The organism is Kribbella sp. CWNU-51, from assembly GCF_054073265.1.
Genome location: NZ_JBSXMZ010000016.1, coordinates 45990 through 59388 on the forward strand (window position 1 = coordinate 45990; position 13399 = coordinate 59388).

Sequence of the window (13399 nt, forward strand, 5' to 3'; positions counted from 1 at the left end):
TCATCCCACCACCACTGGTTCGGGCGTGCCGACGCGTTCGCGGTTCTGGATCTTCCACCAGGACGCGAAGCCGAGCACGCAGAACAGTCCGTAGACGACGTACATCGTCGCCGACGGGTAGAACTTCGCCTGCACCAGCAGCGGTACGCCCACCACGTCCACTGCGATCCAGATCAGCCAGAACTCCACGAATCCGCGAGCCATCCCGTACGTCGCCAGGATCGAGCCGGTCAGGATCCACGCGTCCCACTGCGGACCCCACGAGCCCAGTTCGCGGAGGACGACGTACGCGATCGCGTAGAGGACCACCGCGATGCCGAGCAACTCGAGCCGCTCCCGCGTCGTCGCCCAGCGCGGCTGCACGCCCGTGGTCGCGCCGTGGTGCCGGGTCTGGTACCAGCGATACCAGCCGTAGACGCTGATGATCGCGAAGAACACCTGGCGGCCGGCCTGACCCCAGAGGTCCTTGTCCTGCGGTGTGTCGAAGACCCCGCCGACGAAGACGGTGAACAGCAAGACGTTGCCGACGATGCCGATCGGCCAGGCCGCGACGCGCCGGCGCATGCCGAACAGGGCGCTGGCGAGACCGAAGCCGTTGCCGACGATCTCCCGGACCAGGACTGCCGAACCGGCGATCACCACCTGCGAATGCAGTAGCCAGTCGATCGGGTTCACTTGGTGCCTCCGTTGAGCAGTCGTTCGACGTACTTGGCGATCACGTCGACCTCGAGATTGACGGTGTCACCGACCTGGTTGGCGCCCAGCACGGTGAGTTCGAGCGTGGTGGGGATCAGGCTGACCCCGAACGTCCCGGTCGCGTCGTCCACGTCGGTGACGGTCAGCGAGACCCCGTCGATCGCGATCGAGCCCTTCTCGGCGACGTACTTGAGGATGTCCGCGGGCGCGGCGATCCGGACGTCTTCCCAGTGCTCGGACGGCGTCCGGCTCGCGATCGTGCCGACGCCGTCGACGTGGCCCTGGACGATGTGCCCGCCGAGCCGGGCGTGCGCGGCGACGGCCCGCTCCAGGTTGACGCGCGAACCCTTGGCGGCCTGGCCGAGGCTGGTGCGCTGCAACGTCTCGCGCATCACGTCGGCCGTGAACGTGCCGTCGCCGGTCTCGACGACGGTCAGGCAGCAGCCGTTGACCGCGATCGAGTCGCCGTGGCCGGCGTCCTCGGTCACCAACGGGCCGCGAATGGTGAGCCGGGCGGCGTCACCTTCGAGCAGGTCGAGGGCTTCGATGGTGCCGAGCTCCTCGACGATTCCGGTGAACATTCAGGGTGTCCTTTGCGGTTCGAGCGGCGTCAGGATCAGCCGGACGTCGTCGCCGAGGCGGGTGACGTCCGCTAACTTGAACCGCCGCAGGTGGTCGATCGATTCCGCGCCCAGGTCCCCGATCGCGGCGTACCCGGAGCCCAGCACCGCCGGGGCGATGTAGGCGACGATCTGGTCGACGAGCTGGGCGCGCAGGAACGCAGCGGCCAGCGTCGGGCCGCCTTCGAGCCAGAGGTGCCGGATCTGCCGGTCGTCCAGCTGCCGGAGCACTTCGGCGGGATCGTGGGTGGGCAGGAGCAAGGTCTCCGCGCGGTCGTTGCGGACCTTCGCGGTCGGCGGGATCTCACGGTCGCCGACCACGACGCGGAGCGGCTGCCGAGCTGCCGGTACGTCGTTCTCGTCGCGGACCGTGAGTTCGGGGTCGTCGTCCAGCACGGTCTGGGTGCCGACGACGATGGCGTCGCACTCGGCCCGGTGCCGGTGCACGTCGGCGCGCGCGATCGGGCCGGTGATCCACCGGCTGCTCCGGTCCGGCGCCGCACTGCGCCCGTCGAGTGTGGTGGCGAACTTCCAGGTGACGAACGGCCGCCCCATCCGCACGCTGTGCAGCCAGACGTGGTTGACCGCCTCGGCCTCGGCTTCCAGGACGCCCTGCTCGACCTGGATGTTCTTGCGGCTCAGCTTCTCGGCGCCACCGGCGGCCTCGTTGTTCGGGTCGGGTACGGCGTACACCACGCGGGTGATCCCGGCCTCGATCAGCGCGTCGGCACACGGCCCGGTCCGGCCGGTGTGATTACAGGGCTCCAAGGTCACGTACGCCGTACCGCCGCGGGCTCGTGGTCCCGCCATCCGGAGCGCCTCGACCTCGGCATGGGGGCCACCGGCAACGGCATGGAACCCCTCACCGACCGGATGCCCGTCCGGGCCGGTGATCACGCAGCCCACCACCGGGTTCGGGTGGGTACTGCCGACACCTTTCGCGGCCAACTCGATCGCACGCCGCATCCAGGCGACGTCAATCGGCGAAGTCTTGCTCACTACGGCCCCTCGTCGTCACGGACGAACTCCGGGGCCATGACAACCGGCGCTCACGCACTGCCGTCCGGGGGGGTCCATTTCGGACTCGGGTTCCGCCGCCCATCGCGGGCCGCGTTACCGGACGCCAGAGCGCACCCGCCGATCGCGTGCGCCTCCCATCCGGACTTTCACCGTCGGTCCTGGAATTCCACCAGGTCAACCGGCCGCCATACCGCAGCGGCCGGGTCGCGGACTGTCACCGCCGGCTCGGAATTACACCGACCCCGGAGCACGCGAGTGGGTTCACTCGTGATTCAAGTATGCCCTCCCCGGCAACTCCCACTACGACCTAGATCACATCCTGGTCTCCGCCGGGGTTGTGAGCCGCGGGCGCGACGGTCACATCCTGGGCCCCCGCCGGGGTGTGAGCCGCCGGGTGAGCGCGAGCGCGACGGCCGCGACGGCGCACCCACCGGCGACCGTCAGGATCAGCGGGCGGTACCCGAACGCGTTCGCCAGCCCCGCGCCGCCGAGCGGCCCGAGCGCCTTCGCGATCGTGGTCGGCGTCGTGAGCAGCCCGGAGATGGTGCCGAACCCGGTGGCGCCGTACCGGTCCAGCAGGATCGCCGGCGTCGCGATCGACGACACCCCGAACCCAAGCCCGAACAGCACCAGACACCCGACCGCCCCCGCCACCTGCCGCCCGACCAGCGGCAACAGCGAGATCGCCACCCCTTGCACGAACAGAATCCCCGCCGTAATCGTCGCCATCGGCAACCACCGAGCCGACAAACTCGTCACCAACCGCCCGGTCACCGACAACAACCCAAGCAACCCGGCCAGCGCAGCCGCCCGCGCCGGCGGATGCCCGAGACTCACCAGGTACAGGACCAGGTGCACCGAGATCACGGCAAGTGCCGCACTGTGCACGACAAACGCCCCCGCAAGCAGCCAAAACCCCGGATCACGCAGCACTCTGGCGGGTGCCCCTCTCCTCTCAGCCAACTCCGTCCGCGGAGTGGCCTGGGGCTTGATCCGTCGTACGGCGACCACGTGCAGCGGGATCGTGGTCACGGCGAGCACACCGGCCAGCAGGATGAGGGTGGTACGCCAGCCGTACCCGTGGACGAGCCGACCGGTCAACGGCAGGAAGATCGAGCTGGCCAGACCACCGACCAACGTGATGCCGAGAATGGCGTTCGTCCGCGATGCCGGAGCGGCGGCCGCAACCACCACCGCGAACGCCGGCGGGTACAGCACCATCGCCGACGCCATCCCGATCGCCACGAAGACGCCGTACAACTGGACACTGTTCTGCACCTGCGACCAGCCCAGCACGGCCACGGACGCCAGCACCGAACCCGACGTCATCAGCCCACGCCCACCCCGCACATCGAGCCACCGCCCGACCGGGATCGACATCAGACCACTCATCAGTACGGCGGTCGTCGACGCACCGACCGCGGTGGTGGTTGAGATCCCCAGCTCATGACTCATCGGCCCGAGCAACACGCTGAACGCATACGTGAGTACGCCGTACCCAACCGTCGTCGTCACCGCAAGCGCGGCAACCAGCCGCCGAACCCGAACCCGATCACCACCCGCCACACGCGCGCTGACCGTCGTCGAATTCATCACCCGCAGTCTTTCACTCCACCGATCGACCGCAACTGGAATTCGACGCTCACCGCAGAAGCAGCCAAGCCGCGGCCCCGAGCAACCCGGCCGCCCCCACAAAACTCACACCAGCCGTCCACCGAAGCACCCGCCCCGCCCGGCCATCCGACCCCACATCCCCGCCAGCCTTGAGTGCCGCCGGTCCGCCCGTCCCCGCACCCCCGCCGGCTCCGAGCGCCGCCCGCCCGCCGGACGGTGCCAAGTGTCCACGGGAGACAGGTGCCTGTCCTCCAGAGGCGGGTGATGCCTGCGCGGCGGGGGCCGGGCGCGGGACTTCGGGCGCGGGTGGAGTGGGCCGTGGGGTTGCGGGGCGGGAGGGCGTCGGGTGTGGGGCTGGGCCTGTTGGGGTCCACGCGGGTGGAAGGGGCGGGAGTTGGTCGAAGACTTCGGGTGAGTCGGGGTCGGCGGACCAGGGTGTGGTGCCGGCCGGTGGGAGTACGCCGGTGGCGGCGAGTAGGCGGCCGGCGCTCGTCGCGGAGTCGGGGCGGTCGGACGGATCACACGCCGTACTCCGGCGGATGAAGTCGGCGAGCGGACCGTCCACAGCAGGGACCTTGCCGTCTGTGCCGGGGCGTTCGCCGGTGAGGAGTTCGGCTGCGACGGCGCCGACGGCGTACAGGTCTTGGCGTGGGTCCGGGTCGGCACCGGCCAGCTGCTCGGGTGCGAGGTAGCCCGGAGTGCCGAGGACTGTGCTGTGGCGCGTCATTCGCGGTTCGTCGAGCAGGCCCGCGACACCGAAGTCGGACAGCCGAAGGTGCGGTCGCCCCGTACCCGTCACGTCGAGCAGGAGGTTGGCGGGTTTCACATCACGGTGCACGACGCCCGCGGCGTGGACTGCGGAGAGCCCATGCAGGAGTTGATCGAGCAGGACAGCGACGTACGACGGCGGAAGAGGACCGTGATCACCGAGCAACGTGGCGACCGACCCGCCACGCACCAAATCCATCGCGAACACGACCTTGTCGTCGTCAGCAGCCCAGCCGTGGGGCGCGACAAGATGTGGGTGCTCGATCCGCAACGACTGCTCCCGGACGAACCGCAGCAACGTCACCGCATCATGCTGACCGAGAACCTTCGCAGCCACGTACGCCGACCGCCGCAGATCCCACGCCCGCCAGACCGACCCCATCCCGCCGGTCCCGATCAGGTCGATCAGCCGATACCTTCCCGCAAACGCCTCCACCAGCCAGAACCTACCGCCCCACCCGCCCACCACCCCCAGCCCACCGCCCCGCCGCGATGAGCAGATGGAGCTCCAGCGACCGGTCAGCGGGACGGCCGCAGTCCAGCCTCGGCCGGGTCTGCGGCGGCCATCGCCGGTGCGCCGATGTGGGTGGACGGCGTTGGGTGGGGCGGGTGGTCGTGCTGGTTTGGAGATGGCAGGGCCCGGATCACTGGGGGTGATCCGGGCCGTGTGCGGGTGTTAGTGGTGCGGCGGTTGCTGGCCGCCCTGGTTCGGGTATTGCGGTGGGGCTTGGTTCGGGTACTGGGGCGGGGGCTGGTTCGGGTAGGGCTGTTGGGCGGGCTGCCAGGGTGCGGCTGGGTGGGCGGCGGCCGGCTTCTTGCGGAGGCGGAGTACCGCGAACGCCCCGAGCAGCAGGAGGAGTAGGCCGCCTCCGCCGAGACCCGCGATCAGGCCGACCGGAGTGCCGTCGCCCGAGTCGGCGCTGCCCTGGACCGGGCCGCCGGCCTCGGTGTTGTTGCCGTCACCAGAGCCGTTGCTCGGGGTCTCTGAGGGGGATGCGGTTGGCGACGGGGTGATCGAGTCACCGGAGACCGGCGTTGCGCCGTCGACGTACTCCGGTTTTCCGGTGCCGGCGGTGCCCTGCAGGCCGACGGTCAGGGTCAGCGGGATCGCGAAGGCCTTGTCGTCGGTCTTCCGGGTCAGCGAGACCGCGATGTAGTACTCGCCCGGGGTCGAGGTGCCGGTGTCCTGGTTGTTGGCTCCGTTCCGGTTCAGGTAGCGGATCTCCTTGGTCGTCACTGCCTTCACGAGGCCACGCTTGGTGAGCACAGCCTTCGTGTACGAACCACCGGGCACCTTCTTGGCGAAGACGGCGTACACGTCCTCACCGATGGGCGAGATCAGCGCGGTGTCCAGGTAGCGGATCCCATCGATGGCCTCAGCCATGGCACCGGCCATCTCCGGCACGGTGATCTGCGCCTGGATCCGCTGACCCCAGTCGGCCTTGACCTTGTAGAGCTGCAGCTCCCCCGGCATCAGCGTCGTCTTGTAGCTGCCGGGCTGGAGCAGCGGTGCATCCGGGAAGCTGGAGCCGGGAACGATCTCGCGCGGGGTCGAACCGGCCATCGGAACCCAGACCGGGTCAGCGGCCGGCGCCGGGAGGCTGGTGGTCGAATCCACCGGCGGCTCCTCGTCGATCCGCAGTTCGTACGGCACTCCCTTGATCTCCCGGAAGTCCTTGCCCGGGTTCACAGTGAGCACCAACTGGTCGGACTCGGCGCACTCATCGTCCTTCTTCTTGTACTTCGACCAGCTTGCGGCGGTCCCTGTGGCGAGGCCCTGGTCGCCGTCGAACGCTCTCGGGTAGCTCCAGCCGCATTGCTCACCGGTGAGTGTGTTGAGCTTCACCTCGGTCTGGATGACGAAGCTGCCACCTGACGGACGCCGGAAGCTCACCCCGGCCCGCAGCGTCGAACCGGTCATGGTCCGCTTGATCAGGTAGTGCTTCGAGGTGTTGTCCACCCCGAACGTGTCGGAATAGTGGCCCGGGGCAAGCACCGGGGCACCATCCTGCTGCGGCGCACCCTGGACCGGCGTACCGGAGATCCGGAACGGGCGGAAGGCTCGGGTGGACAGGCGATCCAGCCCGGCCTCGAGGTCGATGGTCGAGTCGGCGTCGTAGTAGTCACCCCGGCCTTCGCGAGCGACGCACTGCAGCTGGGTCCGGGCCTTCCCGCCGACGCGGAACCCGACCACATCGATCTTCAGGTCGATGCCCTGCTTGGCGATCGACTGCGCCACCACACAGGGATCCGGCGCGCACGTGGCCTCGCCGTCGGAGACCAGCACAATGGTGCGCTGGCCGCTCGGGCCGAGGTCTTTGGCCGCCTGCTGAAGCGCGTAGCCGATCGGAGTCTCACCGTACGGCTTGTACTTTGTGATCGCGGCCTGCAGCTGCGGCCGGTTGCTCGTGCCGATCGGGACCGTCAACTGGGTGTCGGTGCACGCGCCGGGCTCGGTGCGCTTGAACACGGTCGCGCCGTACACCCGCAGGCCCACCTCCGCGGTCGGCGGCAGCTTGGTCACCACTTGGGTCAGCGCGGTCCGAGCCGCGGCGATCTTCGTCTGACCGTCGCCGGCCGGCTCCTTCATCGAGCCGGACGAGTCGAGCACCAGGACGAGCTTGCCGCTGGCTGGATCGGGGTCGGCCAGGGCGGTCCCGGTCGTCAGACCGGCCAGTATGGCGGTCAGTGTGATGGCGAGGAGCGCCCACACCGCGGGGCGGCGGTGTCCCTGCAGAGCCGTCATCGTTTCCTCCAGTGAGATTCGCTGCCGCAAACCTTGGCAGTTTGCGATCGCAAATGTCAAGTCAGGTGTCCCACGCCTGAAATCCACAACTGCAAACACTGGGACTGGAAATTTGCGTTCGCAACTGCGAAGATGTTTGCAGTCGACCACGGACGGCGGCCGGCGAGAGGGGAGCTCACCGATGGACCAGACAGCACACAACATCCAGCAGCAGATCGACCTGTACGGCGAACCGCTCGGTGAGGTCGTGCGGCGGGTGGCCGGGCCGCTCGGGTTGAACCAGAGCGCCCTCGCGCAGGTGATCGGACTGTCCGCGCCGATGCTGTCGCAGCTGATGAGCGCGCAGCGGGTGAAGATCGGCAACCCCGCGGTGGTGTCGCGCCTTCGCGCCGTTTCGCAGCTCGCCGACCTGGCGGTGGCCGGTGAGATCGATCCCGAAGACATTCCCGGCGACCTGGACCGGATCCGCGCTGCCACCGGCGCCTACGACCCCACCACCACACACCTGCCGCGATCGTCCGCCCACCTGCCAGGACAGGTCACGGACTCGGCGACACCGTTCGCGGCGCCCGCCGGATTGCCGGCACCGACGAGTCAGCCCGCGCCGGCTGTCCCGCACGACCTGACCGCGAACACGTCACAGCCCGCGCGGGCTGTCGTGCGCGAGATCCAAGACCTCTTCCGCGCGGTCGCTTCCGCCGAGGAGATCCAGGCGGCGGCCGCCGCGGCTGCGGAGCATTCGCCGGCCGTGGCCGAGTTACTGCTCGCCTACGGGACCGGACGCACAGCCGACGCCCTCGCCCACTATGAGAAACACCACGGCTGAGGAGCCGCCGTCGATGGTCCCACTGCGGGCACAAGCCACGGTTGAGGGGCCTAGGGCAACGGCTTTGTGTGAGGTTGGGCACGGTTGAGGGGCCTAGGACGGCCGGGCTTTGCGTGGAGCTGGGCGTTGATATAGCACAAGCCGGGTGGATATTGTGGCGGCATCTCAGTGGATGTCGGGGTGGAATGCCGGGTTCGCGGGTGGTGTTGGGTGGCGTCGGCGGGGTGGATTGCCCTGCGTTCGTTGACGTTGTGAGGAGAGGCTTGTGCGCGCGTTGGGCGCTGTTCGGCGGGTTGTTGCAGTTGGGGTCGTGGTCACGTTGGCTGTCTCGATGGTTGCCTGTGGCAGCAATGAGGACTCGGCCGCGGGTGGTGGTCCGGATCTCGGGCTGATGAAGGCCGGGACGTTGCGGATCGGGACGCTGACCGACGCGCCGCCGAACGTGTACGTGAAGGACGGCAAGTTCACCGGGTTCGACAACGACCTGATCACCGCGGTGGCGGAGAAGCTGAACCTGAAACCTGAGTTCGTCGGGACCGACTTCTCCGCGCTGCTCTCGCAGGTCAACGGCGGTCAGTTCGACCTCGGCAGCTCGTCGATCACGGTCACCGAGGCGCGCAAGAAGACAGTTGCCTTCAGCAACGGGTACGACTTCGGCTACCTCGGCCTGAACACCACCAAGGACTCCGGGATCACGTCGTTCGACCAGCTCCAGGGCAAGCGCGTGGTCGTGGTCCAGGGCACCGTCCAGGACGACTACGCCACGACCAAGAACCTGAACCCGGTCCGCGTGCCGAACTACAACGCCGCGCTCGGCCAGCTCAAGGCCGGTACGGCCGACGCCTGGGTGAGCCCGGCCGAGATCGGCGAGAAGATGGCCAAGGAGCAAGGCGGCGGCACGGTCATCCTGGCCGCCAAGGAGCTGAGCGACGCGCCGATGGCGTTCGCCGTGGCCAAGAGCAACGACAAGCTGCGCGACACGGTGAACAAGGCGCTCGACGAGGTGATCGCCGACGGCACCTGGACCAAGCTGGTCGCACAGTACTATCCGGGTCGCGCCGTGCCGCCGAACTTCAAGCCGGGTAGCGGAAACGTCGCCCCGCCCAAGGCGAGCACCACCCCAGCAGCCGGCTGATGGACATCTGGTCCACACTGAACGACACCTTCCTCGACTGGGGGTCGATGAAGGACGTCCTGCCCGAGATGCTCAAGGTGGGACTGGTCAACACCCTCATCCTGGCGGCCGCCTCGGTCGTGCTGGGCACTCTGCTCGGCATGATCGTGGCGGTCCTCGCCCTGTCCACGAAGCGCTGGCTGCGCTGGCCCGCGAAGATCTACACCGACGTCTTCCGCGGCCTGCCCGCGATCCTGACCATCCTGTTGATCGGCCAAGGCCTGTCCCCGATCACCCGGCACTGGTGGGGCCCGAACCCGTACCCGCTGGGCATCCTCGCCCTCTCCCTGATCGCCGCCGCGTACATCGGCGAGATCTTCCGCTCCGGCATCCAGAGCGTGGAGAAGGGCCAACTCGAGGCGGCCCGCGCACTGGGGTTCAGCTACCCGGACGGCATGCGGCTCGTCGTCATTCCGCAAGGCGTACGACGGGTTCTGCCCGCGCTGGTGAATCAGTTCATCGCCCTGGTGAAGGAGTCGAGCCTGGTCTACTTCCTCGGCCTGCTCGCCAGTCAGCGCGAGCTGTTCCGGATCGGCCAGGACGCGGCCGCGACCAACGGCAACCTGTCTCCGTTGCTGCTCGCGGGCATCTTCTACCTGGTGATCACGGTGCCGCTGACCCATCTCGTGAACTACTTCGACAAGCGTCTCCGGGAGGGCCGTCCGACCCACGAGTCCCGCGCGGACGACGTCGTACTGGAGGAGCTGGCGCATGCCAACCACCGTTGAGGTCAACACCGCCGCCAGTCTCGAGGTGGCCGGAGTCGAGTTGGCGTTCGGCAGCGACAAGGTGCTGCGCGGCGTGGATCTCGCCGTACCGACCGGGCGTACGGCGTGTGTGATCGGCCCGTCGGGTTCCGGGAAGTCGACACTGCTCCGGGTGATCAACCGGCTACTCGAACCGCAAGCCGGCGACATCAGGCTGGCCGGTGAGTCCGTGCTGAAGGGCAGTCCGGACGAATTGAGGCGCCGGATCGGGATGGTGTTCCAACACTTCAACCTGTTCCCGCACAAGTCCGTGCTCGAGAACATCACCCTCCCCCTGCGCAAGCTCAAGAAGCTCGACGCCGAGCAGGCGCGGGACAGGGCCCTGGAGCAGTTGGAGCTCGTCGGGCTCAGCCACAAGGCGGAGGCGCGCCCAGGGAACCTATCCGGCGGTCAGCAGCAACGAGTCGCGATTGCCCGGGCGCTGGCGATGAAACCCGAGGTGATGCTGTTCGACGAGGCAACCTCGGCGCTCGATCCGGAGCTGGTCAAGGGCGTGCTCGGGTTGATGGCCGATCTCGCCCAGGTGGGGATGACGATGGTCGTCGTCACGCATGAGATGGGGTTCGCCCGCGAGGTCGCCGACCAGGTGGCGTTCATGGACCACGGGGTCGTGGTGGAGTCCGGCGTACCGGAGCAGATCTTCAGCGCGGCGGAGTCGCCGCGGCTGCGGCAGTTCCTGTCACAGGTGCTTTGAGGCCCTGGCCGAAAGGCCTGCCGGGGGCGCACGATGGAGGACGACCCCGTTCGGGGTGCAGCTACACACGGGGGGTAGCCATGTCTCTGTACCGTCGATCGCGCCGACTCATGATCACTGCAGTCGCCATCGGATTGGTCACGACGCTTGGGCTCACGACGCTTGGGCTCACGGCGTCTGCCAAACCTCGGGTCACCACGACCCGAGCCACGACCACCCGAGCCACCACAGCCGCCGCCACCCAGGCCGATGCCGCGGCCAAGTACGTCTATCTCACCTTCGATGACGGCCCGAGTCCGCGGTACACCGCACAGATCCTGAAGATCCTTCGCGCTTACGGGGCGAGGGCAACCTTCTTCGAGATCGGCCAGAACGTCGCTCGGTACCCGAGCCTGACCCGGCGCGTCTACCAACAGGGCAACAGCGTGCAGAACCACACCTGGTCGCACCCGGATCTCCGCCACGTCTCGGCGACGTCCTTCAGGTACCAGGTCCAGAAGACGGACCGATACATCCGGGCCCAGACGGGCTACACCCCACGCTGCCTGCGGCCGCCGTACGGCGGGACGAACAAACTCGTCACCCGGCGAGCAGCCGCCCTCGGTAAGAAGATCCGCGTGTGGACCATCGACACGCGCGACTGGTCGCGCCCGGGAACGTCGGTGATCGTGCGCCGGGCGCTGGCGAAGGTGCACACCGGGTCGGTGATCCTGATGCACGACGGCGGCGGGAATCGCAGCCAGACGGTTGCGGCGCTGCCGACGATCCTGAGAACCCTGAAGGCGCGCGGCTACGGCTTCACCACGATGTCCTGTACCTGAGCGTCCGGTATTCGTGGATTGTTGACGCGGAAGCGGCGTGGGCGCTGGCTTTCGGCGGCGGTGTGTCCATGGTGGACGGGTGAGGAAGTGAGCCACCCACCGCCCTGGGGGACGCATGGATGTTCGCTTGACGCGCGCCGGCAACCGGATGATCGGGCTGGCCATGATGATGGTGGTCAGCGCGGTGATCGGCTCTGTCGTTGTCGCGGCCGCCCGCACACCCAGCCAACCACCGGCGCCCAAGGCGCCCGCGCCCTCAGCGGCGGCGCCGACGCCGGCCAATGTCGCGCTGCCGACCAAGTACGTGGTGCTGACCTTCGACGATGGGCCTGACGCGACGTACACACCGCAGATCCTGGCGATCCTGGCGAAGTACGACGCCAAGGCCACCTTCTTCGAGGTGGGCAAGAACGTCGCGAAGCACCCGGAGCTGACCAAGACCATCCACGCCGCCGGGCACAGCGTGGAGAACCACACCTGGGACCACGCCGACCTCCGCAAGCTGGGCGCGGCGGCGTTCCGGCAGGAGGTCGCGTCGACGGATCAGGCCATCCGGGCGGCCACCGGGAGTACACCGGCCTGCCTGCGACCGCCGTACGGCGGAATGAACCCCACCGTGACGCAACGGGCAAGGGCGCTCGGCAAGGACCTCGTGGTGTGGACGGTCGACTCCCGTGACTGGACCAAGCCCGGTGCACCGGCGATCGTGCAGCGCGTGCTCAAGAACGTCCACAACGGGTCGGTGATCCTGATGCACGACGGCGGCGGGAACCGCACTCAGACCGCGGCCGCGCTGCCCACCATTCTGAAGTCGCTCAAGGCGCAGGGCTACGGTTTCCGTACGCTGACCTGCTAGGCCATCGCGGCGACGAGCGGTACGACGTCGGCGATCGACTCGACGATCCGCGTCGGACGGTAAGGGAAGCGATCCACCTCGTGTTCGCCGGTGGAGCCGGAGAGCACCAGCACGCTGCGGAGACCGGCCTCGAGACCGCTGATGATGTCGGTGTCCATCCGGTCACCGATCATCACGGTCGTCTCGGAATGCGCCTCGATCCGGTTCAGCGCGCTGCGCATCATCAGCGGGTTGGGTTTGCCGACGAAGTACGGCGCGACGCCCGTGGCGCGGGTGATGAGTGCCGCCACCGAACCGGTCGCGGGGAGTGGACCCTCCTGCGACGGGCCGGTCGGGTCGGGGTTGGTCGCGATGAACCGCGCGCCGTCGGAGATCAACCGGATCGCCCTGGTGATCGCCTCGAAGGAATAGGTGCGGGTCTCCCCGAGGACGACATAGTCCGGATCCCTCTCGGTCAGCACGTAGCCGACCTCGTGCAGCGCCGTGGTCAGGCCGGCCTCGCCGATCACGTACGCCGTACCGCCCGGACGCTGGTCGTCCAGGAACTGGGCCGTAGCCAGCGCGCTGGTCCAGATCGCCGTCTCGGGGATGTCGATGCCCGCCACCAGCAGCCGGGCCCGCAGGTCGCGGGGGGTGAAGATCGAGTTGTTGGTGAGCACCAGGAACTTCTTCCCTGACGCCTGCAGCGACGCGATGAACTCGCTGGCCCCGGGGATGGCACGCTCCTCGTGCACCAGCACGCCGTCCATGTCCGTGAGCCAGCTTTCCACCGGCTTGTGCTCGGTCATTGGCCCATC

13 protein-coding genes and 1 riboswitch are annotated in these 13399 nt (G+C 68.4%); of the genes, 6 read left to right on the top strand and 7 right to left on the bottom strand.

The window, feature by feature from the left end; all coding sequences use genetic code 11:
* The 6 genes from pnuC to ACXC9Q_RS20265 form a co-directional block, all read right to left on the bottom strand.
* Positions 1-675 (bottom strand): nicotinamide riboside transporter PnuC, encoded by a 675-nt coding sequence (gene pnuC, locus ACXC9Q_RS20240; protein WP_329480580.1) that lies wholly within the window; start codon positions 673-675, stop codon positions 1-3.
* Complete coding sequence (locus ACXC9Q_RS20245; protein ID WP_457058158.1) at positions 672-1277, bottom strand: riboflavin synthase; 606 nt, start codon at positions 1275-1277, stop codon at positions 672-674. The genes pnuC and ACXC9Q_RS20245 overlap by 4 nt, the downstream gene beginning before the upstream one ends.
* Positions 1278-2315 carry a bifunctional diaminohydroxyphosphoribosylaminopyrimidine deaminase/5-amino-6-(5-phosphoribosylamino)uracil reductase RibD gene (gene ribD, locus ACXC9Q_RS20250; RefSeq protein WP_457058159.1) on the bottom strand — a complete coding sequence of 346 codons (1038 nt, stop codon included), beginning with the start codon at positions 2313-2315 and terminating at the stop codon, positions 1278-1280.
* Between the two features lie 142 nt (positions 2316-2457).
* Positions 2458-2591, bottom strand: a riboswitch (FMN riboswitch).
* 102 nt (positions 2592-2693) lie between these two features.
* On the bottom strand, positions 2694-3929 hold the full coding sequence (locus ACXC9Q_RS20255) for an MFS transporter (RefSeq protein WP_457058160.1): 1236 nt from the start codon (positions 3927-3929) through the stop codon (positions 2694-2696).
* A gap of 49 nt (positions 3930-3978) precedes the next feature.
* Complete coding sequence (locus ACXC9Q_RS20260; RefSeq protein ID WP_457058161.1) at positions 3979-5154, bottom strand: serine/threonine-protein kinase; 1176 nt, start codon at positions 5152-5154, stop codon at positions 3979-3981.
* Positions 5155-5394: 240 nt separating this feature from the next.
* The gene (locus ACXC9Q_RS20265) at positions 5395-7464 is read right to left on the bottom strand and encodes a vWA domain-containing protein (RefSeq protein WP_457058162.1); all 2070 of its coding nucleotides are present in this window, start codon (positions 7462-7464) and stop codon (positions 5395-5397) included.
* A 181-nt stretch (positions 7465-7645) separates the two neighbouring features.
* On the opposite strand from ACXC9Q_RS20265, the gene ACXC9Q_RS20270 reads away from it, so the two are divergent.
* The 6 genes from ACXC9Q_RS20270 (at position 7646) to ACXC9Q_RS20295 (ending at position 12602) form a co-directional block, all read left to right on the top strand.
* Positions 7646-8290, top strand: a complete 645-nt coding sequence (locus ACXC9Q_RS20270) for a helix-turn-helix domain-containing protein (protein WP_405068422.1) — start codon at positions 7646-7648, stop codon at positions 8288-8290.
* A gap of 310 nt (positions 8291-8600) precedes the next feature.
* A complete protein-coding gene (locus ACXC9Q_RS20275; RefSeq protein WP_457058163.1) occupies positions 8601-9425 on the top strand; it encodes a substrate-binding periplasmic protein in 825 nt (274 codons plus the stop codon).
* Positions 9425-10192, top strand: coding sequence for an amino acid ABC transporter permease (locus ACXC9Q_RS20280; protein ID WP_457058164.1), 768 nt, complete (start codon positions 9425-9427; stop codon positions 10190-10192). The genes ACXC9Q_RS20275 and ACXC9Q_RS20280 overlap by 1 nt, the downstream gene beginning before the upstream one ends.
* A complete protein-coding gene (locus ACXC9Q_RS20285; RefSeq protein WP_457058165.1) occupies positions 10176-10925 on the top strand; it encodes an amino acid ABC transporter ATP-binding protein in 750 nt (249 codons plus the stop codon). The genes ACXC9Q_RS20280 and ACXC9Q_RS20285 overlap by 17 nt, the downstream gene beginning before the upstream one ends.
* Positions 10926-11035: 110 nt before the next feature.
* Positions 11036-11746, top strand: coding sequence for a polysaccharide deacetylase family protein (locus ACXC9Q_RS20290; protein ID WP_457058166.1), 711 nt, complete (start codon positions 11036-11038; stop codon positions 11744-11746).
* A gap of 115 nt (positions 11747-11861) precedes the next feature.
* Positions 11862-12602: a polysaccharide deacetylase family protein gene (locus tag ACXC9Q_RS20295; protein ID WP_457058167.1), complete on the top strand. Its 741-nt coding sequence runs from the start codon at positions 11862-11864 to the stop codon at positions 12600-12602.
* Here ACXC9Q_RS20295 and ACXC9Q_RS20300 read toward each other — a convergent pair.
* Positions 12599-13390, bottom strand: coding sequence for an HAD-IIA family hydrolase (locus ACXC9Q_RS20300; protein ID WP_457058168.1), 792 nt, complete (start codon positions 13388-13390; stop codon positions 12599-12601). The two genes, ACXC9Q_RS20295 and ACXC9Q_RS20300, sit on opposite strands and share 4 nt — an antisense overlap.
* Positions 13391-13399: the final 9 nt, after the last annotated feature.